The organism is Paenibacillus sp. FSL H7-0756, from assembly GCF_038006765.1.
GTDB lineage: Bacteria > Bacillota > Bacilli > Paenibacillales > Paenibacillaceae > Paenibacillus_AQ.
Genome location: NZ_JBBOVT010000003.1, coordinates 947,109 through 970,956, shown reverse-complemented (window position 1 = coordinate 970,956; position 23,848 = coordinate 947,109). Strand labels below are relative to the sequence as shown.

Sequence of the window (23,848 nt, the reverse complement as noted above, 5' to 3'; positions counted from 1 at the left end):
TCAAGCAATTATGATTAACTTCATAATGTTTAGTGCCCCGGGAGGTAGTAATATGTCCAAAACGATATTAGTGGTAGACGATGATGAAGAAATCGTAAAGCTTATCAGCAAGACGCTAAGGTATGAGCAATTCGCTGTAATTACGGCCAGTTCGGGGGGAGAAGCTTTATCTGCGGTGGAGGATCACCCTATTGATTTCGTTGTTCTCGATATCGTCATGCCTGATATGAGCGGACTGGATGTCTGCCGGACGATCCGGTCCTCTTATAATGTTCCTATTATGTTATTAAGTGCGCGGGATCAGGATATTGATAAAATTGTCGGTCTGGAAATCGGCGCAGATGATTATATGACCAAGCCGTTCAGTATTCAGGAGCTGGCTTCCAGGATCAAGGCGCATTTCCGCAAAGTGGACAGGCTGCACAAAGAGTGGGGCGAGCTTAGCCCCGCCAAAGACAAGGCCAATGCTCCGCTCATTTTAAATGATAAAACGTATGAAGCCTTCCTGTACGGCGGGAAGCTCGACTTATCCGCGAAGGAATTTCAAATTCTGTCTATTCTGATGCGTCACCCGAATCAGGTACTAAGCCGGGAGCAGATCTATGAGAACGTCTGGGGAGACGAATACGGCGAGATCAATACCGTAACGGTTCATATCAAGAATATCCGCAAGAAGCTGGGTCCTGAGCAACACTTCATTAAAACCATTTGGGGCATAGGCTATAAATACACGGAAAGAGAGCAATAGGATGAAACTTAAAATCAAGCTTCCCCTGTTATTCCTGCTGATGCTGCTGATTCTGATGTTCTCTATTGGACTCTACTTGAAGTTTGTCTTTGCCGTATATTCCCCAATACGTACCACCTTGCTGGACTCACCATATATAGTATTACTGCTGCCCATCTTCGCCATCGCTGGCTGCATATTTCTCATTCTGATCATCTATATTCATTATTATATTGAGAAGCCTATCCGGCGTCTGAATGCCCGGCTGGAGGAAGTCAATGTGGTCCATCCCCTGCCTCCGCTGGCTTTGAAGCGTAAGGACGAGATCGGAGAGCTATATAAGCACTTCAATAAGATGGAGCACCGGCTTCAGCTCGCCCACAGAGAACAGACCGATATGCTTGCCGCCATCGCCCACGATTTGAAGACACCCCTGACCTCGATTAACGGCTTCACAGAACTGCTGGCTACCCATGAGAACTTACCTGAAGCTGAAAAGCAGGAATTTTATGAATTGATTCAGCGGAAGTCAGCCTTTATGGTTGAACTCCTCAATGATTTCTCCAGCTTCACCAAAGAAAAATCGGAGCTCGAATCCATGACCGCTAAGCCTGTAAAGGCGAGAGATTTATTTGCCGACATTGCTTTTGAATATGAGTATGAGCTGGCGGGACTTGATATTGAACTGACATGCCGCCATTCCTTCACGGACAGCATTTGGCTGACGGTCAATGAACCGATGCTTCGCCGGGTGTTCGGCAATCTCTTCAGCAATGCCGTACGATATGGTGGAAAGAATGAGCTGAAGGTGTATATGACCGGTTACCTGCGGGAGCATCATGCTTATTTTCAGATTGAGGATAATGGCATTGGTGTGCCGGATAAGGACATGTCTTCGCTGTTCCTCAAATTTTTTACGGTGGACCCGTCGCGGCAGATCCGGAAGGGCGGACTTGGTCTGGGGCTGGCCAGCTGTAAATCGATTATTGAGCACCATGGAGGCGAAATTATGGCCTTCCCTTCCGAACATGGCGGTCTCGGGATCAGGTTCAGCCTGCCTTTATAGTTTTTTATATTTTCTTCAGATCTGTTTATTTTTCTTTTAATAAAGCTTCATGTTTGGATGTGACAATAAGTTGTAGCAGGATACAACAATCACTGGAACCAAGCAGGAGGTTTGAGGAAGAATGAGTATTTTATCCAAGAAAAGAATCGGCAGCACGCCCGCTATACAAATTGACGGAGTGCACAAAAGCTTTGGCGACTATACCATATTAAACAATCTTTCGCTGGAGGTCAGCCGGGGAGAGATCTACGGATTCCTGGGACTGAACGGCGCCGGGAAGACAACGACGATCAAAATGCTCCTGGCAATGCTTAAGCCTACTTCCGGCAAGCTGTATATGTTAGGTGAGAAGGTCGACGCCGGAAACTCTAAATTATGGAGCAACGTCGGATATTTGGAGGAGGCTACCTTTTATCCGGATCTGACGGTAACGGAGAATCTTGATATCGCACGGCGTATGCAAGGCTTGCCGGACCCGGATGCCGTACATCAGGTCATCTATAAGCTGGGGCTTGCGCCGCACAAAAAGAAAAAAGCAAAGCATCTCTCACTTGGGAACAAGCAGCGTCTGGGTCTTGCCAAAGCGATGATTCACAACCCGGAGATTCTGATCCTGGACGAGCCGATCAACGGCCTTGATCCCGCAGGCGTGGCGGAGATACGGAATATGTTATACAATCTGGCGCACAATTTCGGCATCACTGTTTTTATATCCAGCCATCTGTTAGAGGAGCTCTCGAAGGTGTCCACACGGATTGGTATTATTCACGGCGGCAAGCTGGTGAAAGAAGTCGCAATGGACAAGCTGGAGCAGTCCTTGGAGAAAAGCCTGGTCGTGAACGGCCGGAACAAGCCCGCCTTAAAGAAGGTGCTGGAGGAGCATGGCTATAACTTCGTGGATACGGCGGACGGCTCCATTAAACTAACCAATGAACATGCCGCAGATCATCCTGAACGGCTGGCCGAACTGCTCGTGCAAAGCAATCAGCCGCCAACGTCGCTCCGGGTAGTTACAGAGGACCTGGAAGGTTATTTTCTCCGCACCATCGGTGTTAACAGGGGGATTGTATAATGAATATTTTATCGGTGTTGCATTGTGAGATCCGCAAGATTATCCGCTCGAATGTATTCTGGATCATGTTCCTGGTTTTAGGCTTCGGGCCCATCATGATGGGCGTCGGAAATGTATTATCCAGTGACGCCGGCGGTGTCACTTGGGAAGTGTATTTAAACGGATTGCTGGAGACACTTGCCCCGCTGGGACTGATCGGATACACCTTTGTGGCGGCATGGGTATTCGGACGTGAATTTTCAGATCGGACGATCAAAGATTTACTGGCCAAGCCCATTTCCAGATCAAAAATTGTATTGTCCAAATTCCTGGTCATTTTAGCATGGTGTCTGTTACTTTCCATCTATATGTTCGCAGTAGGTCTTGCTGTAGGAGCCATCCTGGGCGTTGCAGGCGGGTCCGCCGCTTTCATTTGGAGCTTGTTCCTTAAGTTCCTCATTACCTCACTGTTGTACATTTTTGTGACCGCGCCAAGCATTCTGTTGGCTAATGTGACCAAGGGCTACCTGGCTCCCCTGGGGCTCATCCTGATCATCGTCATTCTGTCCAATGTGCTCAGCTCCTTCGGATTTGCACCCTATTTCCCATGGACGATCCCGTCGGTATTTCTAAGCACCGGTTCGCTGCAGCTGAGCAGTATCATCATACTTGCCTATACCGGGATCATCGGAATCGCCGGAACCTTTGCCTGGTGGAGATATGCGGAGCAGCCTTAAGCGGGAAATGATCACTCCTCATCACCTGCGGCGCCTTTCATCGCCTCCTGCTCGCGGAAGGCCGAGGGTGTCAGTCCGTATTTTTTCTTGAACAGGGTGGAGAAGTAAGTGATGTTGTAAATCCCTACCGCTTCACTGATCTTGGCCGCCGTGTCATTCGTTGCAGCAAGCAGCTCCTTCGCTTTGTCCAGCCGGGTGTTGTTCAGGTATTCACTGAAGGATTGCCCGGTTGCTCCTTTGAACAGCTTGCCCAGATAGCTGGGTGACAGTCCGGCGATTTTGGACACCAGATCGAGGGAAATATTAGGCTCGGCATAATGCTCATGGACATAATTCTGTACTTTTTCAATGAGACTATTATGCTTCTTGGCATTCATCCAGTGATTTTTGTCTTCAATTAACTTGCAGATCGTGGAGCAATAGCGGCCAAACAGGTTGCGGATCTCCGCCAAATCCTCAGCACCTTCAATCTCGGTTACCGCCTGCAGGTAATCATTGAAATTAGAATCCGGCACATGCTGTAAATAATCGAAATGTTTCAGCAAAGACAACATGAGCTGAGTGCTAAAGGTAATGATCTGATGAACCGAACCGCCGGATATGGTATCGATAAATTCTTGGGTGGCGCTAATAATAGGCTCCGGCTTGCCCTGCTGCACAGCATCAATCAGCTTCTTCTCGCAGGCGCCGGGATAGCTTAAGGCCGTTAACACATGGTGCCTTGTCGCCGCTGCATCCAGAATCGCTTCTTTTCCATAGATTAAGCGGTATTTCACATACTGCTGCGCGGAAGTATACGAGGACGGAATATTTCCCTTGCCAAAGGCTATATCTCCTATACCAATAGATACTGTCACCTTGAAGTAACGGTTCAGGAAGCTTTGAACATCACGCAAGGCAGGCTTCAGCTCCTCCGGGAGCTGATTTTTCGTATACTGAAGGATGGCAACGGCTTCATTTCCTCCCATGATGAGAACATCACAGGGGCCGATATGCTCCAGCAGCTCTTTGGAGATATTCCCCAGCGCGAAGCGCAGCAAGGACTGCTGTTTCCCCTCTACCCTCTCCCCTGCCGGCTCAAGCTCATTGATCTTGAACACCAGCACGCCGAAGAACGGCCCCGCCACCTCCTCTCCAATCTCCTTAATTATTTCGCTGGAGGCCGAGTCCTCCAGGGAATGACCCCGCAGCAAGGCATGAAGATAATGCTCACGGACCGTCCGGGAAGAATGGCTGATGACGAACTGCATCGATTTCTCACGTTCATGATAGGATTGGAACACTTCGTTCACCATCTTGTACTCATCTATAAGTGCCAGGCCGGATGCGGGTGTGGCCGGGGCAGGCATAACTTTTTCCAGCAGCGCCGATAAGGGCTTATTCATGTTCGAGGTCAACAGGATAGAGCTCAACAGGCCTGCGAGTACAATTCCGGCGGTCACCAGCAGCGTAATTCCCCGGAGCTGATCAATGTTAGAAATAAGCTCCGAATACGGTGAAACGCTTACAAAATACCAGTCCAGTTCCTCTGATTTCACATAAGTGACCAGACTCTTTTTGTTTGCGATCGTCGTGGTGAAGCTGTTCTCCGGTTGGTTCTCAATTAATATCGTCCGCACATACTCCTCCCCGGATAGATCATCCAGGAACAGATTGGAATCGGTATGAGACAGCACTTTACCTTCATTATTGATCACGAAGACATTATTAGCGGCGTCCGCTTTGCCGATCTTGCGGATGGTCGTCAGAATCGACTGCTCCTCCACATTGATATAGATCAGCGGACTGCCTGTGGTCTGATATGCAAAATTCGGATACAGCAAGAAGGTCAGGAACTGTAAGGGCTTGCCGTTGTTGCGGCCCGCAACCTTCAGGCTGCGCGGATTGAATTCCATGTACTGCTTCGCGCTAGGCGCGGTGAGCGATACGTCGAATGGAAGCCCGGCTGTATCGACTGTCGTGCCTGTAGAAGGCCGGTGGATTCCGATACTGTGGATATATGGGTTTAGATTGGCAATTTGCTCAATCTGCTGAAAAATATGATAATTGCTTACCTTGTTCTCCACCGTCTCATCCAGAAACGAAAGGATCTCCGGTTGAATCAGCAGTGTATTTCCAATCGTCATGACTTGATTATAGACTACATCCGAAGCGTACGTGATCTGGGATAACATGGCCCGGGAATTACGTTCGATCTCCTTAATGGCGCTTCTGGAGAACAAGGAGAAGAGTACACTGGACAGCAGGCTTACGGTTAGCAGAACGAGAAGGAAATATGAGATGGTGAGTTTTTGAAAGGCCTTGTATCGAACAAGCCGGTTGATGGTTGCCCGCATGTTGTATTCCTCCCAATGCTGCTCGTTATCATTTCTAAATATAGACCATTTCCGGCCGAAAAGGTACTGAATCAGGGGAAAATGAAAGCCATTCCTTTTTTTTGAAAGCCTTGTGCCCTTATTTGAAAGCGTTTGCCGGGTTTTAAAATAGACACTCGTTGCGGCTATGACTAAGCTGAAATCAAGGCAACAGTCATTTATAACAAATAGGGGGAACAGGAATTGAAGAAAAAACGGCGCCCAGGGCTCAGCATACTGTCGGACATCCGCAGAAACGGCACATCCTATTTGTTGGTTTTGCCGGCCATGGCATACACATTTATTTTCGGGTATATGACCTATCCTTATCTGGTCATTGCTTTCCAGCGTTTCAATTATACAAAGGGAATCTTCCATAGCGAATGGGTGGGCTTCAAAAACTTTGAGTTTTTCTTCCGTTCCAATAAAGCGCTTACAGTTACCTTTAATACCATTTACCTTAATTTACTGTTTATTGTTTTCGGTACACTGATGGCGCTGGCCATTTCACTGGTGCTGAATGAGCTGCGCAAGAAGCTGTTTGTGAAGATCAGCCAGTCGCTGATGTTATTCCCAAATTTCATTTCATGGATCGTCATTAGCTATGTGCTGTATGCGCTTTTCTCCATGGATATGGGCGTGATTAACAGAATCATGAACCAATTCGGCATGGCCTCCGTGAACTGGTATACCGAAGCCCAGTCCTGGCCGGCGATTCTGACCATCATGCATGTGTGGAAGGGTGCGGGCATGAGTGCGATCATCTACCTGGCGACCATTACCGGTATCGAAGAGACGTTGTATGAAGCCGCCGAGATTGACGGGGCGAACCGCCTGCAAATGTGTTTTAGGATAACACTTCCGCTAATGATGCCAACGGTTATTATCCTGACCATGCTCTCGGTCGGCAAAATTATGTACGGCGATTTCGGGATGATCTATGCGCTCATCGGGGACAACGGCACCCTGTATTCGACTACAGATATTATTGATACGTATGTATTCCGTTCCTTGCGCCAGATCGGCGACCCTTCCGAAGCCATGGCCGTGGGACTGTTCCAGTCGGTGATCGGATTCATCCTTGTCTTTGGTACCAATGCCATTACCCGCAAGTACTTCAAAGACGGTGCATTATATTAAATCCGGGAAGGAGGAGGAGTATTCATGAAAAGAATTTCATTCAGCAGAACGGTTATGTACACGCTGACTGCGGTCTATTCGGCACTGTGCCTGCTTCCGATGCTGCTCGTGCTGATGATCTCCATTACGGATGAGGATGCCATTCTTAAGAACGGCTACAGCCTGTTTCCGGAGAAATTCTCTCTGTATGCCTATAAGCTGATCTTCACGAGCGGCTCCCAGGTCATTCAGAGCTACGGCATTTCGATCTTTGTCACCCTCGTCGGTACCACGTTGGCCCTGCTGATTACTTCTATGGCAGGCTATACCCTGGCGAACAAAAATGTGAGGTACCGCAATCTGCTGGCCCTTTACTTTTTTATCACCATGATTTTCTCCGCCGGCATTGTGCCCTGGTATCTGATGAACCGGGCGCTCGGCTTAACCGATAATATTCTCGCCCTGATTATTCCGTCCCTGCTGTTCAGCCCGTTCAACCTCTTCCTGGTGCGCAATTTCATGAACGGCATTCCCGACTCGCTGCGGGAATCCGCCACCATAGACGGGGCCAGTGATATTGTCATTGCTTTCAAGATCTATCTTCCGTTATGTAAACCGGTACTGGCGACCATCGCCCTCTTCTATGGACTGGATTATTGGAACAATTGGTGGAATGCGATCATGCTGATCGACACGAAAGACTTGTACCCGCTGCAATTCATGCTGCTGCAGATGCAATCGGAGATCAGTATGCTGAACGATATGGCCATGCTGGCCGGAACAAGCGACGTTACGCTTCCTTCGGAGTCGGTCAAGATGGCGACAGCCATCGTAACCATCGGGCCGATCATCTTCCTCTATCCTTACTTACAGAAGTACTTTGTGAAAGGGCTCGTGATCGGTTCAGTCAAAGGCTGATGTCATCCCTTAGGGGTTAACATATAGAAGACAACATAAGAGGAGGTCCGTATTATTCATGAGAAAATCCTATGCAACCCTGTTAGCTGTGGTGCTCGCTCTGTCCACCCTGGTTGGGTGCGGCAAGGCCGATAATGCCAGCCCTGCTGCAAATGGAGAAAGCAATGCTTCATCCCCGAATGCAGAGAAGACTAATTCCTCTGAGGTCGTCAAGATCAAATACGTGGTTCCCGGCACCGAGCCGAAAGACTACCAGAAGGTGTTCGAGAAGGTCAACGAGAAGCTGGCTGCAGACGGTGTCGGCGTTGCCGTGGAGAAAATCTTCATCCCCTGGGATGCCTGGGACCAGAAGCTGAACCTGATGCTGTCCACCGGTGAAGAGTTCGATCTGTTTCATGTCATGCAGGACCGCACTCCTTTTTCCAACTATTATACCCGGGGTGCACTGGCCGATATCTCAGAGGAGATTGAGAAGTACGGAGCCAACCTGAAAAAGAATATTCCGGAGGACATCTTTGGTGGAGCCACCATTGGCGGGAAATATTATATCGTCCCCTCCTACTGGGTTGAAATGGCCAGTGAAGGCCAGTTCAATATCCGCCGCGACATTCTCCGCGAGAACAATTTGCAGGAGCCTACAACTCCGGCTGAATTGATTAGCGCCTGGGAGACGGTGATGAAGAACTGGAAGGGGAAGAACAAGCCTTACTTAGGCACCCGGGCTGATTTTGACCCGATCAATCTGCATACCTCCATCCTGCACCGGACCTATGATACCTTCCCGTTCACGGTTAAGGATAAGTTCTTCTATGTCAACCAGAACGGAGAGGTCAAATCCTGGATTGAAACAGACGAATTCAAGAAGGATGCCGCCTTCATGCACGAGTTGTACACCAAAGGAATTACGAACCCTGACATCCTGGTCATGAAGCAGGAACAGGTAGATGCCCAGCTCGACAGCGGAGAATGGTTCGTACGCCTGGGAACGGGCGGAAGCCTGAACGGGCTCCAGAAGTACAATCCGGATGCTACAGTGGACGATATCGGCGTGGTATGGTTTAACCCGGAGAAAGAGTATTTGCGCCCCCTCTCCTTCAAGAACGGGAATGCCGTACCGGCGAACAGCAAGCATCCCGAGGCGGCCGTTAAGTTTATGGATTGGATGCTGGCCAGCCAGGACAACTACGATCTGGTTCAATATGGCATCGAGGGTGAGCACTACACCAAAGATGGCGACAAGGGCCTAAAGCCGATCAGAGACCCGAACAACAATAATAATCCAAGATACAGAGGCTCTGATTCCCAGAACGGCAATGTGAACTTTATGCGCTTTGACCCGGAGAGCAGTATTCCTGAGAATAACAAGGTCTTATTCGAGCCTAATCCGAGTGCGGTCAACAGTATTGCCGCCAACTTTATTTTTGACCCGACGAATGTAAGAACAGAATATACCAATATTCTCTCGGAAGCTTCAGCCAGCATCACTCCAATCTATATGGGTGTGCTGGACTACGACAAGGCCTTCCCCGAAGCGCTGGATAAAATGAAGAAGGCAGGTCTGGATAAGGTCGTTGCCGAATACCAAAAGCAGTTCAAGGAATATCAAGCTTCTCAGCAATAAAACGAGCTGCAACATAAAAGGAGCGGAGAAATCGTGAGCCTGCATCAGCAAAAACAACAATTTGAAGCCACCAAAACCATCTATGACAGCGCAACCCTGGTATTTAAAAACGTGGATGGATTCGATGTCTATAATATTTCTATTCCTTTTGAACGGGATGGCAAGCGCTACTTGTTCGGGCGGGTAGAACGCCGGGAAGAATGGGCACGCTCCTGGGTCCGGCTGTTCGAGGAAACAGGCCAGGATGAATGGACCCTGGTGGAGAACAGCATGATTTATACGCTGGAGGACCCGTATATCAGCGAAATAGGTGATGAGCTCGTACTGGGCGGAACGCATGTGCAATATCAAAGCGGCAAATACAGCACGTATTTCGGTTATTTTTACCGGGGGACGGACCTCCACGACTTGTATTACTTTACTACCGGTCCTAACAAAATGAAGGATATCCGCCTTGTTGCTCTGGCGGATGGCAGAATTGGCGTCTTCTCGCGTCCGCGGGGCCATGAGGTGAAGGGCCAATATGGCAGCGAATCCATGATCGGCTTCACGGTGATTGACAAGCTGGAGGATTTGACTGCTGACGTTATTGAGAATGCCCCGTACATTCATGGTATCTTCGGAGCAGGCGAATGGGGAGGCGTCAACCAGGCTTACCTGCTGAGCAGCGGCAACATCGGGATTATCGGCCATATCTGTTATTCGCATCAGGAGGAAAGCGGGCAGGAAATCAAGGTCTATATGAATATGTCCTTCATCTTCGATCCCGTGACCCGGGAATCCCATGACCTGCATCTGATCGGAAGCCGTTCCTGCTACCCTCCTGGACCCGCCAAGGCACCCTACTTGACGGACTGCGTCTTCTCTGCGGGGATCGTGATGCGTGAGGACGGCAAGGCTGATCTGTACAGCGGGGTTGGCGACTGCCAGGCCGGACGCATTACGATTGACTATCCGTTTGCGCCTTACGGAAGCATTGTTTAAATAGATTGAACTAAAAATTTAAGCTAAAGGAAAAGTGGCGGAGGGGAATTTTGGAACTGGAAGAGCGATAGCGACCGCCTGAAAGCTTTCCGCAGGAAAGCTCGCATCGTAAGCATCAGCAGTCTACGGATTTCAACCGTTAAAAACGGCATAAAATCATGAAATCTGTAGACAACAGCGGCTGGAAGTCCAAAACTTCTCTGGAGTCACGGCTAATTCCAAAACATAAAAAAAATTAGTTCAATTTATCTAGACACAGTTCAACATCCAAGGAGGATATTCAACGATGAATGATAACAATACACCCATTATAGGAGCTTTGGCATCTAGCCCGCTCATCCGCCGTCACCCGGCTAACCCAGTGCTGGATGCAGCCCGGGTCCCTTACCCCACCGCACTTGTGTTCAACGCGGGAGTGGTGAAGTTCGGCGGCCGGTATGTGATGGTATTCCGCAATGACTACGGCTCCCTTGAGAAGCAGACCCTTGAGCCGTCTCACGCAACGGATCTCGGTATCGCTTTCAGTGAAGACGGGATTCACTGGACGGCGGGGCCCAAGCCGCTGTTCAAGCTAAACGATGAAGAGTTCGTGCGCGGATATGATCCGCGTCTGACAGTGATCGATGGCCGCTGCTACATGTGCTTCGCTGTAGATACACGGCATGGGATCCGGGGCGGAATCGCAGTCACGGATGACTTCGAATCCTTTGAAATATTGAGCCTGTCTACGCCGGACCTGCGGAATATGGTGCTGTTCCCGGAGAAAATCAACGGCAACTATGTGCGGCTGGAACGGCCGTTCACCGTATACAGCCGCGGAGGCTTGGACCGGTTCGATACCTGGATCGCGGAGTCGCCGGATCTCATCTACTGGGGCCGTTCCGAACTGTTGCTGGCGGTGGAGCAGGTGCCATTCGCCAATGACAAGATCGGTCCGGCAGCACCGCCAGTGAAGACGGATAAAGGCTGGCTCACCACCTTCCATGCGGTGGATCTTGATCCCGCCAGAGGCAAGAACGGCTGGGAGCCGTCCTGGAAGAAGCGGTATACAGCAGGCATTATGCTGCTTGATCTCCATAATCCGAAGAAAATCCTCGGGATGAGCGCATCACCGCTGCTCGCCCCTGAAGCCCCCTACGAAACAGATGGCGGCTTCCGCAATGATGTCATCTTTCCCGGCGGCATGATCCTGGAGGACGATGGCGAAGTGAAAATCTATTACGGCGCCGCTGACACCGTAGAGTGTTTGGCTACGGCCCATGTTGATGATTTGATCAGGCTTTGTTTGGGGCAGTAACAGAAGCGGGTATCATCCTTGAATGAGGATGATACCCGTTTCTTTTGTGCGTTTGACGAAATTCAGTTCGTTGATTTCGTGGGAATCTTTTTCTCTTTGCTTTGTGATCATACTTGGCTCCGGCATAGCGGATGAATTAAGTATCACCCACGCCGCGCTTTATAAACACTTTAAAAACAAGCAAGAGCTCTGGGCAGCCTGACAACAAAAGAGTCTGTCAAATGACAGACCCTTTAGTCTCAAAGCTTCACTTATAGAAGGAAGCACATTTAAGAAAACGGATATCGGGTATCACTTTTCTGCATCCATCAGACGAAGCAGCATAATCAGCGCTTCAGCCCGGGTAGCAGGATCATTGGGAGCAAAACGATGACCATTCTTGCCCTTAATGATTCCCAAATCTACCGCGGAAGCGACGGACGGCAGCGCCCATGGCTTAATATGCTGCTTATCGGCAAATGAGACCATTTCGTTCGAATGAAGCCCGCCGTCATACAGCCTCATGATCAAGACAGCCATTTCGGACCTGCTAATCCATTGGTTCGGACGGAAGCTGCCATCGGCGTAGCCTTTAATCAGGCCAGTCTGCTCCGCTTCCGCGATGTAATCCCTTGCCCAGACCGGGATTGTATCTACATCCCTGAAATTTAGCGGCATCGCGCCTTTCGCTTCGAAATCAAACGCCCTCGCGGTCATAACCACGAACTCTGCGCGTGTGATCCTCACATCCGGACGGAACGTCCCATCCCCGAAGCCGTTTACAAACCCCATACTGACAGCGCGTTCTATCCCTTCTTTGGCCCAATGATTAGCAATATCCTTGAATGCTACGGTATTTCCCGCTGCTTGCACCGCGATGTCTGCTTTCGTTCCCGGCTTGACAACCGTATCCGTAAGATCGCTTTTCACAAGCTTCACACGTGTTAATTCTACTCTCGGCTTCTCCGTATTCTTTCCAATGACTTCAAACGTAATGGCTGCGAGCTCGGCTTTTCCCGATAGACCGGCGACTTTGCCAACCTTCGTATGCGCGAACACGACAAGACCATCTGCAGGAGTAAGCGGGACGGAGAACCCTGGCAGCAAGCTTTCACTTTTTTTGTACAATAGAAGGTTTGTATCGTACTTCAAATTGATTTCGAAGCCATAGACATCGGTAAGATCCGATCCCGTCACCGTCACGACAACTTGATTTCCCTTAATGGACGTAGAATTGGAGACCGCTAAGCTAAAGGAGGCGTCCTTGGCCATTGCGTACACCGGCAGCAGGGAAAGTGTGAACCAAGCAGCTAGAAGCATCATTCCAACCCGATATTTCACCCGATATTTCAAGCGAATTCCCATCCTTTCGATATCTCCTTATTCCCACATGTAATTAATTCAGAATTTTACGGGCCAGAATGGAGATATCCACGATGTCAATCATACCGTCGCCATTCAAATCCAACGCTCTGTACTTATTCCAATTTGGATCTTGATTATTTTTACCATAAGCGGATGCAATAATTGCAAGGTCCCCCACACTTACTCTGCTGTCGTTATTGTAATCTCCTTCGATGGATTTAATCATTGAACCCTTGAAGCTTTGCAGAGCTGCGTGCAGCTTCAATGTCGCCTGTTCAATATCTGCCTGGCTTACTTCCTGAGCCGAAGCCACCACTTGAGCGCTATCAATAGCTGCCTGTAGAGTTGCTTTCGAGCCTAATGGATACTGGCCAGGAGATACGCCTTCAACGGCTGCATCATGCGTACTTTGCGCTTCCGCAATCAGAAGCAGCAAGCCCGACTTATCCATGTTATTAATTCGGACTGTGTGCGTTGCACCCGCCCAATCTGATTCTTGGCCTGCGCCATTCGCAACCGTTAACTGAGTGACGCGAATGGAAGCGCTCTGCGGATTATCCGCTGCAACCGCTCTGAACTTAAGCTTAATCAATCCCTTGGTCATATCTGTATTTCCAATAGTAGTCCCGATGGTTCTAAGCTTGCCGGCTTCATTCACTTCACCAACTAGTTTGAAATCCTGCTGAAGCGATTCCATTGATATGAATTCCAGCTTATCCGCATCATAATTAATCGTAATATCTAGCGCTTTGACATCTGTTCCAGCATGCGCCAAGCTGAATTCAACATCAAAATTTTTGCCGCCTTCAACGGTTCCCGGTCCGGTCAGCAACGCGTTGCCTTCTTGACCGCTGATCTCTTTCACAAGTCTAACCTCACCCCATTGTGAACCGTTATTATAGGACTGTCCGGACACATCGTGCCACATGATAATGTCCTGACGGCCACCCGTTGCTTTTGCGTCATTGATCTGCACATCAAATCCGATTACATGATCAGCCGCAGGCGCACCAGCTTTAAAGGGAATCTTGGTTTCAATGTAATAACCGCCATCCACGACTTTGGCAAAAGACTCAAAACCCGCACTGACACTGCCCGGATTAAAGCTTTTCTCATTAAGATAGTTAGTACGGTATTGTCCCATACCCGGGCCGTACGTGGTTTGTTTACTGTTGGTCTCATCCACAAAGATCTCGACCGAATCCTTCTCATGCGCGTCGCTGCTGCTGCTGTTCAGCACAGGGTCTTTTACACGCACCAGAACATACAGGTTAGAATCGTCCCATAGTACTTTAGCGGAACCATCCGCCGGACCGTTCACCATTGTCAGATGCTTAAGGATCGGCAGCGTGACGGTCGTATTCCAGAGCGGGTCGAGCTCGGAGCCGCCGAGAACAGGCGTACCGTATACAGCGGTTGCAACTCCGCCAGATAACAGTTGAAGCCCTTTGATTGCGTCACGCAGCGCGTAATATGAATGATCCGCTGCTGTCTGCGAAATCTCCTCATTGGCGGCAGCAGCTTTGGCCTCACGTAATGCGCCTGCAAAAGCGTTCCATGAATCACTTGTATACATCGTTTTTTCCTTGTTACCCGCTGCCTCGATCAAGGCGGTCAGCAAGGTTGTGTCAACCTTTGGAACCACGGGGTTCGCGGACCCGCCGCGGCCGGCTTTCACCTCGTTAAAATACGTTTCTACTTTCGTGATTTCATCAGCGGACAGCACCCTGTCGTAGATGAGAATCTGCAAGACTCTGCCCATGAAGCGGTGGGGGGTTGCAGCCGCCATCGTGTAACCTACGCTCAGATCCGGTCTGTTCCCCAAAAGGGCCTTAGCGTTGGTTCCGGGAGTGCCGATGACGTTGTTATTAACATAAACTGCTCTATTGGTTCCGTTTAGCTGCGCCCGGACACTGACCAGATCATCAGTGGCTGTTGTTGTAAATTGTTGCCCGCCACCCGATACACTGCCATCCGCATTACCAAATCGGACGTTAACCCGGTTTGTTCCTATCCCGAGACTAATACCGCTCCAACCGTCGTTGGCGGCCCACGTTTGGTAAGCCTCGTTCAATCCGAAATAAACAAGACCATTTTGGTCGCTGGAGTTATTGGCTATTGTTGTTGGTCTAACCAGTGTATATATTGTCATCTGTGTACTGCCGTTATAGTCCTTAAAGCCAGCAGCCTTTAACGGCTTCGAGTTCGCGGCGAATTCTACATAGTCGTAAACATCTTTCTTTAGCTTGGGATTCCCGTCTGGTGTTCCAAGATTATCGCCGCCGCTTCCGGGGACGTTTGCCGGGACAAGCTTCGCCGGGATGTTCCCCATATTTGTCCACCCCGTCACGTTGCCGCTGCTATCCATTTCCACGCCCTCATCGCCTTTGAGCCATAAATCAAGACCATTTCTGGGAATATCGGCAGGCGTTACATCTCTCACCACAACACGAGCGTGCGACTGGCTTCGAACTTCGCCGTCTTTCGCCAGTACAAAAATAATGTACGGACCGGGCACCATGGGCGCGGTCATTCCGAGCGCGTCGCCGGAGGCTACGGTTTCATCATCGCCTCCATCAAAATGTCCGCCGCTCGACGAAGAAATCCATATCTTTTGGGCCGCGTCGTCCAAATCGTAGGCAAATCTGACGGTCCCGCCGGGGGCTACGGACACATCAGCCGGGAGCAGCTTGTTGGCCACCGATACTGTGGTGGTAAAGTTGATGGTTATTTCAGGCTTCGAAGTGCTGCCTACCAGGGTCCAGTTTCCTTCGGTACGGATTTCGTACCCATCCGCCACGGGCTTGCCGTTAAGCGTGAAGGTGTATTCATCACTCAAAGTTAGTTTAAGCGGCCTTATGGCTGAAACTTCGTAGCTTTTCCCATCCACCACATTGGTTGCCGGCTCGCTCGCGTCAACGTATACCGTATACTTGGAAGTGGCTGTTTCTCTCTTGTCTCCATATAATATAAATAGTTTGTATTGTCCTGCGGCAGATGGAGTGTTGATTGTTTTTTCATTGCCGGCAGCTTTTGTCATCGTAGCGCCTTCTTTAAAGACAGTTGTGTTCGCGGGTGCCAGCCAAACCGTGTCTTCCGCCTTAAGCAGACCTCTGCGGCTCAGCTTTTCACCGCTTGCACCCATGATGACATTGGAAGCCAGTTCAAACTCGGTATCGGCAATGAGGCTTCTTGGGATCATATGTGTGTATTCGTTGGTAAGACCCGAATTCAGAACGATTTCGTTGCCTGCAACGGGCCAAATGCGGGCTTCGCTTTTGTAATTGTCGTAAGTAGTCCTAGGGGCGCCATTCTGGTTGTTATTCCCGTCCACGTATCCGTCGATGGCAATCATGTCGCTTTTACGCTTCCAGTTGTTAAATTCAAAAAGACGGCTCTGTCCGGCGGCATGTGAGAGCTTTGACTGCACGACATTGCCTATCATCTTGATGAACGTGCTGCCTTCGTCGGGATGAAATCCGTTTGTCCAGTTGTTAGAGGTCGTGGGTTTGTCCGTTGGATTCGGGTTAAGGAAGTTGTAATTCATCTCGGTGAAATTCGTCCAGTTGTCAGAATGCCAGTTACTAGTCTTGTCGGTGACAGGGTTATTCGTCAGATTGTTGATCGTGTCCCATGTCCCTCCGCCCGGCAAATTACCCGGATCACCCTGTCGTCCCAAGGAGTAGATCGCCCCGGAGTCGTTAACTACCGTGCAAATTTCCTCTACCCTGTTATAGTTTATTTTGTTATTCCTGGAGGTCGTAGAGATTACTGGAGATCTTGCGATGCTCGTTTCATGTGTACCCTGATAAGGGCCGCCAGTCTTGTTGGTGCCTTGGGCGGTAAAGCCGAAACCATCGTATTCGTCCCAGCCCCAGCCAATGCTCATCGCGCCGTAAGTAGAATCATACAGGAAGTTGTGCAGTACCTGCATATTCGTAGTGTAGAAAGAGGTTAGGGAGTTGGCGCCCGGGAATCCATAGCAGTTTCTGTACAAAAAGTTATTTGTGATATAAATATTTTCCGGCACAGCTTCAGTACCAACCTTGAATTTTTCCTTATTAACACCGGCCCAGTTCCTTATTGGCGTACCAGAGATTGACACACTAGACTCATGCTTAATCGGCTCATCGTTCTCATAGATATGCTGTGGATGTCCGATTACAACGCCGGAAGCGAGCGTATCTACGATATAGTTGCCCGTGACTTCGATATCCTTGACATCGTTCTCGACATGGATACCATTAAATCCGGTAAGTCCGATCTCACCGTTCAGCACCTTGATATTCCTCGCCCCGTTGATCATGACCGCTGCCGGCGGTATATCATAGCCCCGGTAGAAGGTCTCATGCCAGTTTATGCTGCCGGGGAAGTAAGCTGTGTTCACGATAGAGCCCTGAACGGACGCATAACCGCGGGAACGGGTTGTTACCGGACCGGTTCCGTCGCTAAGAGTATAAGTGCCCGTCAGTTCATACAGTTTGTAGTCGGTATGGGCAAACTTCAGCCCGTTGAAGGTTATATTTTTGACACGCCCATTATCCGAGCCCTGAACAGGGTTTAACCGGTCTCCAACAGGCTCTCCTTGTATGTCGAGGACCGTCTCAAGCTTCGGGATAACCACGTCGGCGGTATTGATATCCTCGCCTGCAAGCGGGATGTAATATAGCGTGCTTTCCGCCTGGTCGAAATAGAAATCTCCGCGTTTGTTGAAGAACTCGAAAGCGTTGCGGATGACTTGATTGTTACCTGGATTGTATTGCGTGTTATTACTCAAAGACTGTGAAATCGCACCATATGGCATCTGGAACCGGAGCATAACACCGCCGGGCTTGTTGCTCTCTGCCGGCGCCTGTTCGATTGATGCGAAGGTGACAAACGGCCGCGACCACCTGGCGGTAGAACCGCCGACACTTTCGGCTTCGATGTTTTGGGGGTTTTTCGTTGCCGTACTCAGACCCACGCTGGCATCGAATACGATAGCCGCCCGAATATTGCTGCCGTTCTGCCACGCCCAGGGGTTATTGGCAGCGGTAAAGCTGGCTGTAGGGGTGCCGGTGACGGTTCTGTTGGCTGAAACGATTTGCGGGCTCAGCGTCATGGTAGCGCCTTTATCGTTTACATAGATCATCCGCAACTTATCGCTCCGGTTAAGGGTCGTTTTATACGCCTTTAAGCCGCCAGTCTGGGTAAGGCCAACCGCTTCAGTCCATACGCCTTTTTTGAGCATTTCACCGGCGCTGATTACCGGCTTCGCACCCGGCGCCGCCTCATAGCGAATCGTGCTGCTTGCACTTCCGGAATCATCCTTGTTAAAAACCAGCGTTTCATCAAGCGGATAGTATCCATCCGCAATTTGAACCACGATATCACCGCCGGTCTTAGGCAGAGTCCTTACTGCTGCCTTTGCCTTGGCAAGCGTTTTATACGGCTTTCCTTGTGTTCCATCCCCTGTGTTATCATTGCCATTTGTAGCCACGTAGATCGTTACACTTGGCGCACTGTCAGCCGAGACTACCGGGCCTGAGAATTGCAGCATGGGAATTACCATGATCAAAGTCAGAATCCATATTAATGCTCTTCTTCGCATTTCCATCCCCCTCTTGGATCACTTATCAGATGTCCCTTCTCCCACTTCACATTCTCACTTCAGAATTGCACCTGCAGTTAACGCATTTTCGATCTTTTCGTTGCCTATTAAATAAACGATGATCATAGGCAGGCTGGACAGCAGCATACTCGCGCCGATCGGCCCCCAATCCGTAACTCCCACATTAATGAAGAAACCAAGCAACCCGACTGTAAGCGGCCGGAATTGATCCTTGGAAGCAATAATAAATGCAAGCGGAAATTCGTTCCAGATTCGAATGAATATCAGAACACATTGCGTCACGAGCGCTGGCATTACGATTGGAAATATGATTTTGATATACGTTTGATAGACATTCGCTCCATCTATGCATGACGCTTCTTCCAGCTCCTTAGGCAAAGAACGGAAAAAGGCATACAGCATCAGTACGCAGGAAGCAATGGCGAAGCCGGAATACGGCAAGATAAGACCCAAATAACTATTTTTGATATGCATCCATTTAACCAACTGGAATAACGGAATAACGACGACTTCGATTGGGACAATTAAACCCATAGATACATAAAACAACATTGCCGAATTGAATCTCCATTGCATACGGCTGAGGCAATAAGCAAGCATGCTGCCCGTTGTCAGCGTAATGGCAATTGTGCCTGTGGTATAAATCACGCTGTTCTCGAAATACGTATAAAAATGATATTTGGACAGCGCTTCGCTGAAGTTCAGCCAGTCCAAGGAAGACGGTAATCCAAAAGGATTGTCGTAAGCTTCACTTTTGGACTTTAATGACATCGTTACCATCCAGTACAAGGGAAATAGAAATGTGCATCCCATAGCTACCCAAAACACTCGGCTTAATAATTTCAGAAAGCTCCCCCCCAGCTTAAAACTCCAGTTTTTCTCTGGCAACGTACCTTTGAATGACAAAGGAGATCAAAAGGCATTCCAGAATAAAAATAACGGCGATCGCATTACCTTTGCCAAATTCGGAAGTATCAAACGCCGTATAATACATCTGGTAGATGACCGTCCTGGATAGATCTCCCGGACCTCCTGCCGTCATGACTCGCACATGCGAATAAAATGCCATTGAGCCTAATGTGGACAGAATAAGTACGTATTTGATTACATTCTGCAGCAAGGGGATCGTAATTCTTAAGCAAACTTGAATATAATTAGCGCCGTCGATTAATGCAGCTTCATAGTAACTTTTGGGTATGGTCTTAATTCCTGTATAGAACAGCAACGCGTTCAGTCCAATATATTGCCATAGGAAGGTCACTCCAATGCTGGGCATTACCGTTTTCTTTTCCGTTAACCACGAATGCGTCCAGGAATGTAGCCCTAACGAATCGAGAATCTTGTTCAGTAAACCCCAATTCGGTTCGTAGAACGCCACCCAAATCTGGGCAACAACCGTGACCGACAGGATAGCCGGAAACATCGCCACCGTCTTGAAGAATCGGCGAAACCTCGGTGTCTGAGCGTCCATAAAAAACGCAAGCATCATCGACAAGGGCAGCCCCAGCAATAATGAGATGCCTACAATGAGATACGTATTCTTATGAGCGGTCCAAAAGGATGAGGTAGCCATCACTTCTTTGTAATTATCCAAACCCACAAAACCCAAATTTCTAAACCCGTCATGCTTATGCAGGCTCACCCAGATCTCCGGCAGCAAAGGGTATACGCAGAATAAGGTGAACAGCAGCAATGCAGGGAAAGCAAACACAAATATAGATACTTTCGTGCTAAAGTACTTGTTCATCGCTCTCTCCACCATTTAATTTGTGTCTAAACCCCCTTGGATCTATCCGAAGGGGATTTAGCAGTTAATGCGTCGTTTACTTGTCAAACCACGTATTTTCGCTCCAGATCTTGTTCATCGCCACATTAAAATCTTCGGCTGCGTACTCGCCCGTTAATAAATTCGCTCCCTGCGTAGACATTTCGGCAGACGTCCTCGAATCTAGCGAATTAAGTGCCCATGACGCGATTTTATTCGGAATCGGATTGTACCAGTCAACGAACTTCTGCATAAGCGGGCTCCTGTCCATTGCCTGGTTGCCTGTCTGTAAAGATATAGGAGCACCGAGAGATTCAAAGTATAACGCATCCCCCATGGCTAGAAATTCAGCAAGCTTAACAGCCTCTTCCGGGTTCTCCGTTTTGCCGTTGACCGCATAACCGTTAAGCGGAGAACCCCAGAACTGTACGTTCTCTGTAGGGCTATATTTATCGCTGGCGCTTGGAAACGGGAAGAAGTCAACCGTTTCGTCTTTTGCGAGATTTGGCAGCTCCCAAGTAAACATCCATAACATAGCCGCCTTTTTGGACGTAAACATTTCCATCGCCGGACCGTAATCCAAATTGGAAATACCGTCCGGGAACACGCCTTCCTTGACCAGCGTTTCGATGCGGGCCGCACCTTCCTTGACGGATGGATTGTTGAAGTCCGTTTTGTTGCTGACAAGGTCGGCCATCGCCTGCGGATCACCGATTTGAATCATTTGCTGCAGCATAAAGAGCTTCGGTCCCCACCCGTCCTTGCCGGGAGTCACAGCCGGTACCACCCCTTTGCTCTTGAGCGTCTTCGAGATTTGAATCAGCTCGTCGAACGTAGTTGGCACTTGAACCCCTGCTTCCTCGAACATGTCTTTGTGATAGAAGATTACAGGGGTGAAATAAGTGTCCGCTCCGGAAGACAAGCTGTAGATCCCGTTATCGACATGCTTTAACGCATCAGGCACCGCATATTTGTCCAAGAAACCGTCTTTGGAAATATAAGATGACAGATCCAGAATGCTGCCTGTGCTCTTCAATGGCGTAAAGAAGCCGGCATCATTCCAGAATACGTCCGGCATATCCCCGGAAGCATTCAACGTCTTCAATTTGTTGGCCATTTCCTCACCGCCGCCGCCCGGCTCAAACTCGATTTCAAGATTGGGAAACGCTGCAGCAATATTCGGTTTGATGAATTTGTCCATAATGTTGTTGCGGTTCTCGTCGGTCGTAAGCGTTATGACTCTCATCTTGATTTTTTTGCCGTCCGTCTTCGTAGTATTCTTGGTATCCTCCGTGCTTACTGCCGAGGGTGACGGATTGTCGGATGACTGGCTGGAACTTGGTTCATTCCCACTGCTGCATGCCGATGAAACCAGAAGAATACTTGCCATAAGGAACATAGCTGCTGCCTTCGACCTCTTTTTCATTGTTTACCTCCCCTATTTAGCGAAGCGGATATCGGATTGATATTGAAAGCGTTATCAATCTTGTGATCATTTTACGAATCTTCCCACACTTAGTACAGAGATTATTCTCGGGCCAGCAGTAAAATTAACGGCAAAAAAACAGACGCTAAAGGCAAAGTTTTCACTTTCCCTCTAACGTCTGCATAGGCTACCGGCTTTGATTCACATATTTGCTAGGCGTGATTCCCATATATTTTTTGAAGCATTTACTGAAATAATTGGCGTCCGCATAACCCACCCGGTTCGCTACGTCTTGAATAACCTTCTCTCCCTGATCAAAAAGCTCTTTTGCTTTAGTCATCCGTATTTCGGTCAGGTAGTCATTGATCGTGAAGGTCGTTTCTTTTTTGAACACGAAGCAAAGATGGTTATAGTTCATATGAACGCTTTTTGCGATATCCTCGATTCGTAATTCATCGTTGCCATAGTGCCCCGAAATATACGTTTTGACCGCCTCTATGACTTTGACGGCTCTATTGGGTTTGCGGCTATGCACATGATCCATGGTCTTTAGAACTAATACACGTATCCAGTCCTCCAGCTCGTTGAAGGTTTTCATCCGCTGAACGTGTTGTATCATATCGGGCTGTGTCGTATTTAGGAAGACATCTTCTAACGTTTGCGGGGCTTCGGACAAAAATTCCAGGCAGGTGGATACGATTTCGATTCCGGCGAGAAGCAGCATTTCCATAGTTGCACTTTTAACACGGGTATCATGAAAAAAAGTCGAGAGCCATTCTGTTGTCCCGGCCGGTTGTCCGCTTCGCATGTGCATCAGCAAGCTGCTTCTTTTGTCCACCGAGAATAACCCAACCTTTATCCCGGATTCCGCTACCTGGGAATGTGCGAACACCTTGTTACCTCCCCAGACAAACCGATGCTTCAAGGCGATTAACGCTTCCTTGTACGACACCGAAACCGACTCAAACTTGTCGTAACTATTCCCTAAGCCGATCGTTACCGTACAGTCCAAATTGTCCTGCACGTATAATCGAATACGTTCGCAAATCGTTTCCAGCCTATTGAAGGAGCCGTCAGACGTTCCTATGATTAGCACCAGACGGGCATCATGATCGTAACAGCCGGCACACTGAAAGGCACTTTGCATATCCTTTTGAGCGATTTCTTGTAACTTGGCTTGGCGAATCCGCATACCCTCCTCAAGATTCCTCTCATCGCTTGAATCCAGGTCGACAACAATCACCCGATAATGCAGCCCTTCGAGCTTTATTCCCAAATCATTTAATCGACCCCGTTCGGAAGGTGCTCTAGAGATAGCCTTGCCCTGCAGCCAGCCGTTCAGCACTTGCTCCTTCAGGACAGACAAGCCTTCGCTCGCCCGCCTTCTTAAATCGTCCAATTCAAGCTTGCCCAGACGCTCCGTTCGTATAAGTTCCTTGATATCTAATAAGGAACTTTGGAGTTCTTCTTCGTTAATGGGTTTCAGCACGTAATTAACAACGCCTAATTGCACGGCCTGTCTGGCATACACGAACTCGCTGTGGCCTGACAACACCAGAAATTTAGTGGTCTGGCCGCGCTCCTTGGCTTTGTGTATGAACTCCAATCCATCCATAATCGGCATATTCATATCCACCAGTACAACATCAGGCTCTAACTCGGTCATCTGCTCCAGCGCTTCCGCCCCGTTTTTGGCTTCCCCCGCAATTTGAAAGCCCAACTCACTCCATGGCAGCGAAATCTTCAAGGCTTGCCTGAAGTAATATTCATCATCGACGATAAGCACTTTGTACATGGTCATTCCTCCTATTCTATACACTCCTTATCT

Annotated in this window: 17 protein-coding genes; 10 read left to right on the top strand and 7 right to left on the bottom strand. The window is 49.0% G+C overall.

The genetic code is table 11. The features are described from left to right. Positions 1-52: 52 nt before the first annotated feature. From NST04_RS30285 to NST04_RS30270, 4 genes are all read left to right on the top strand, one after another. Complete coding sequence (locus tag NST04_RS30285) at positions 53-748, top strand: response regulator transcription factor (protein WP_341187544.1); 696 nt, start codon at positions 53-55, stop codon at positions 746-748. 1 nt (position 749) lies between these two features. Then, the gene (locus NST04_RS30280) at positions 750-1,793 is read left to right on the top strand and encodes a HAMP domain-containing sensor histidine kinase (RefSeq protein WP_341187543.1); all 1,044 of its coding nucleotides are present in this window, start codon (positions 750-752) and stop codon (positions 1,791-1,793) included. Positions 1,794-1,914: 121 nt separating this feature from the next. Continuing rightward, complete coding sequence (locus NST04_RS30275) at positions 1,915-2,865, top strand: ABC transporter ATP-binding protein (RefSeq protein ID WP_341187542.1); 951 nt, start codon at positions 1,915-1,917, stop codon at positions 2,863-2,865. Beyond that, entirely contained in the window at positions 2,865-3,581 is a 717-nt protein-coding gene (locus NST04_RS30270) for an ABC transporter permease (RefSeq protein WP_341187541.1), read from the top strand. The genes NST04_RS30275 and NST04_RS30270 overlap by 1 nt, the downstream gene beginning before the upstream one ends. An 11-nt stretch (positions 3,582-3,592) precedes the next feature. On the opposite strand, the gene NST04_RS30265 is transcribed toward NST04_RS30270, so the two are convergent. Further along, entirely contained in the window at positions 3,593-5,917 is a 2,325-nt protein-coding gene (locus NST04_RS30265) for a helix-turn-helix domain-containing protein (protein WP_341187540.1), read from the bottom strand. 306 nt (positions 5,918-6,223) lie between these two features. On the opposite strand from NST04_RS30265, the gene NST04_RS30260 reads away from it, so the two are divergent. The 6 genes from NST04_RS30260 (at position 6,224) to NST04_RS30235 (ending at position 12,076) form a co-directional block, all read left to right on the top strand. Continuing rightward, positions 6,224-7,075 carry an ABC transporter permease gene (locus NST04_RS30260; RefSeq protein ID WP_341187539.1) on the top strand — a complete coding sequence of 284 codons (852 nt, stop codon included), beginning with the start codon at positions 6,224-6,226 and terminating at the stop codon, positions 7,073-7,075. Positions 7,076-7,099: 24 nt separating this feature from the next. Continuing rightward, positions 7,100-7,972 (top strand): carbohydrate ABC transporter permease, encoded by an 873-nt coding sequence (locus tag NST04_RS30255; protein ID WP_341187538.1) that lies wholly within the window; start codon positions 7,100-7,102, stop codon positions 7,970-7,972. 58 nt (positions 7,973-8,030) lie between these two features. Further along, a complete protein-coding gene (locus tag NST04_RS30250; RefSeq protein ID WP_341187537.1) occupies positions 8,031-9,593 on the top strand; it encodes an extracellular solute-binding protein in 1,563 nt (520 codons plus the stop codon). A gap of 33 nt (positions 9,594-9,626) precedes the next feature. Beyond that, positions 9,627-10,577 carry an MTP-1 family protein gene (locus tag NST04_RS30245; protein WP_341187536.1) on the top strand — a complete coding sequence of 317 codons (951 nt, stop codon included), beginning with the start codon at positions 9,627-9,629 and terminating at the stop codon, positions 10,575-10,577. 286 nt (positions 10,578-10,863) lie between these two features. After that, positions 10,864-11,874: a glycoside hydrolase family 130 protein gene (locus NST04_RS30240; RefSeq protein WP_341187535.1), complete on the top strand. Its 1,011-nt coding sequence runs from the start codon at positions 10,864-10,866 to the stop codon at positions 11,872-11,874. A gap of 52 nt (positions 11,875-11,926) precedes the next feature. Further along, entirely contained in the window at positions 11,927-12,076 is a 150-nt protein-coding gene (locus NST04_RS30235; RefSeq protein ID WP_341187534.1) for a TetR family transcriptional regulator, read from the top strand. Positions 12,077-12,165: 89 nt separating this feature from the next. On the opposite strand, the gene NST04_RS30230 is transcribed toward NST04_RS30235, so the two are convergent. The 6 genes from NST04_RS30230 to NST04_RS30205 form a co-directional block, all read right to left on the bottom strand. Next, complete coding sequence (locus NST04_RS30230; RefSeq protein ID WP_341187533.1) at positions 12,166-13,218, bottom strand: S-layer homology domain-containing protein; 1,053 nt, start codon at positions 13,216-13,218, stop codon at positions 12,166-12,168. A 31-nt stretch (positions 13,219-13,249) separates the two neighbouring features. Next, entirely contained in the window at positions 13,250-18,769 is a 5,520-nt protein-coding gene (locus NST04_RS30225) for a sugar-binding protein (RefSeq protein WP_341188094.1), read from the bottom strand. 93 nt (positions 18,770-18,862) lie between these two features. Next, the gene (locus tag NST04_RS30220; protein WP_341187532.1) at positions 18,863-19,609 is read right to left on the bottom strand and encodes a carbohydrate ABC transporter permease; all 747 of its coding nucleotides are present in this window, start codon (positions 19,607-19,609) and stop codon (positions 18,863-18,865) included. Between the two features lie 82 nt (positions 19,610-19,691). Beyond that, entirely contained in the window at positions 19,692-20,576 is an 885-nt protein-coding gene (locus NST04_RS30215) for a carbohydrate ABC transporter permease (protein ID WP_341187531.1), read from the bottom strand. Positions 20,577-20,652: 76 nt separating this feature from the next. Continuing rightward, complete coding sequence (locus tag NST04_RS30210) at positions 20,653-22,020, bottom strand: ABC transporter substrate-binding protein (protein ID WP_341187530.1); 1,368 nt, start codon at positions 22,018-22,020, stop codon at positions 20,653-20,655. Between the two features lie 187 nt (positions 22,021-22,207). Further along, the gene (locus NST04_RS30205) at positions 22,208-23,815 is read right to left on the bottom strand and encodes a response regulator (RefSeq protein ID WP_341187529.1); all 1,608 of its coding nucleotides are present in this window, start codon (positions 23,813-23,815) and stop codon (positions 22,208-22,210) included. Positions 23,816-23,848: the final 33 nt, after the last annotated feature.

Coding starts and splice junctions, on each gene's coding strand:
- NST04_RS30285 (WP_341187544.1), top strand. CDS start 53: ATGTCCAAAACGATATTAGTGGTAGACGATGATGAAGAAATCGTAAAG.
- NST04_RS30280 (WP_341187543.1), top strand. CDS start 750: ATGAAACTTAAAATCAAGCTTCCCCTGTTATTCCTGCTGATGCTGCTG.
- NST04_RS30275 (WP_341187542.1), top strand. CDS start 1,915: ATGAGTATTTTATCCAAGAAAAGAATCGGCAGCACGCCCGCTATACAA.
- NST04_RS30270 (WP_341187541.1), top strand. CDS start 2,865: ATGAATATTTTATCGGTGTTGCATTGTGAGATCCGCAAGATTATCCGC.
- NST04_RS30265 (WP_341187540.1), bottom strand. CDS start 5,917: ATGCGGGCAACCATCAACCGGCTTGTTCGATACAAGGCCTTTCAAAAA.
- NST04_RS30260 (WP_341187539.1), top strand. CDS start 6,224: ATGGCATACACATTTATTTTCGGGTATATGACCTATCCTTATCTGGTC.
- NST04_RS30255 (WP_341187538.1), top strand. CDS start 7,100: ATGAAAAGAATTTCATTCAGCAGAACGGTTATGTACACGCTGACTGCG.
- NST04_RS30250 (WP_341187537.1), top strand. CDS start 8,031: ATGAGAAAATCCTATGCAACCCTGTTAGCTGTGGTGCTCGCTCTGTCC.
- NST04_RS30240 (WP_341187535.1), top strand. CDS start 10,864: ATGAATGATAACAATACACCCATTATAGGAGCTTTGGCATCTAGCCCG.
- NST04_RS30230 (WP_341187533.1), bottom strand. CDS start 13,218: ATGGGAATTCGCTTGAAATATCGGGTGAAATATCGGGTTGGAATGATG.
- NST04_RS30225 (WP_341188094.1), bottom strand. CDS start 18,769: ATGGTAATTCCCATGCTGCAATTCTCAGGCCCGGTAGTCTCGGCTGAC.
- NST04_RS30220 (WP_341187532.1), bottom strand. CDS start 19,609: ATGGTAACGATGTCATTAAAGTCCAAAAGTGAAGCTTACGACAATCCT.
- NST04_RS30215 (WP_341187531.1), bottom strand. CDS start 20,576: ATGAACAAGTACTTTAGCACGAAAGTATCTATATTTGTGTTTGCTTTC.
- NST04_RS30210 (WP_341187530.1), bottom strand. CDS start 22,020: ATGAAAAAGAGGTCGAAGGCAGCAGCTATGTTCCTTATGGCAAGTATT.
- NST04_RS30205 (WP_341187529.1), bottom strand. CDS start 23,815: ATGTACAAAGTGCTTATCGTCGATGATGAATATTACTTCAGGCAAGCC.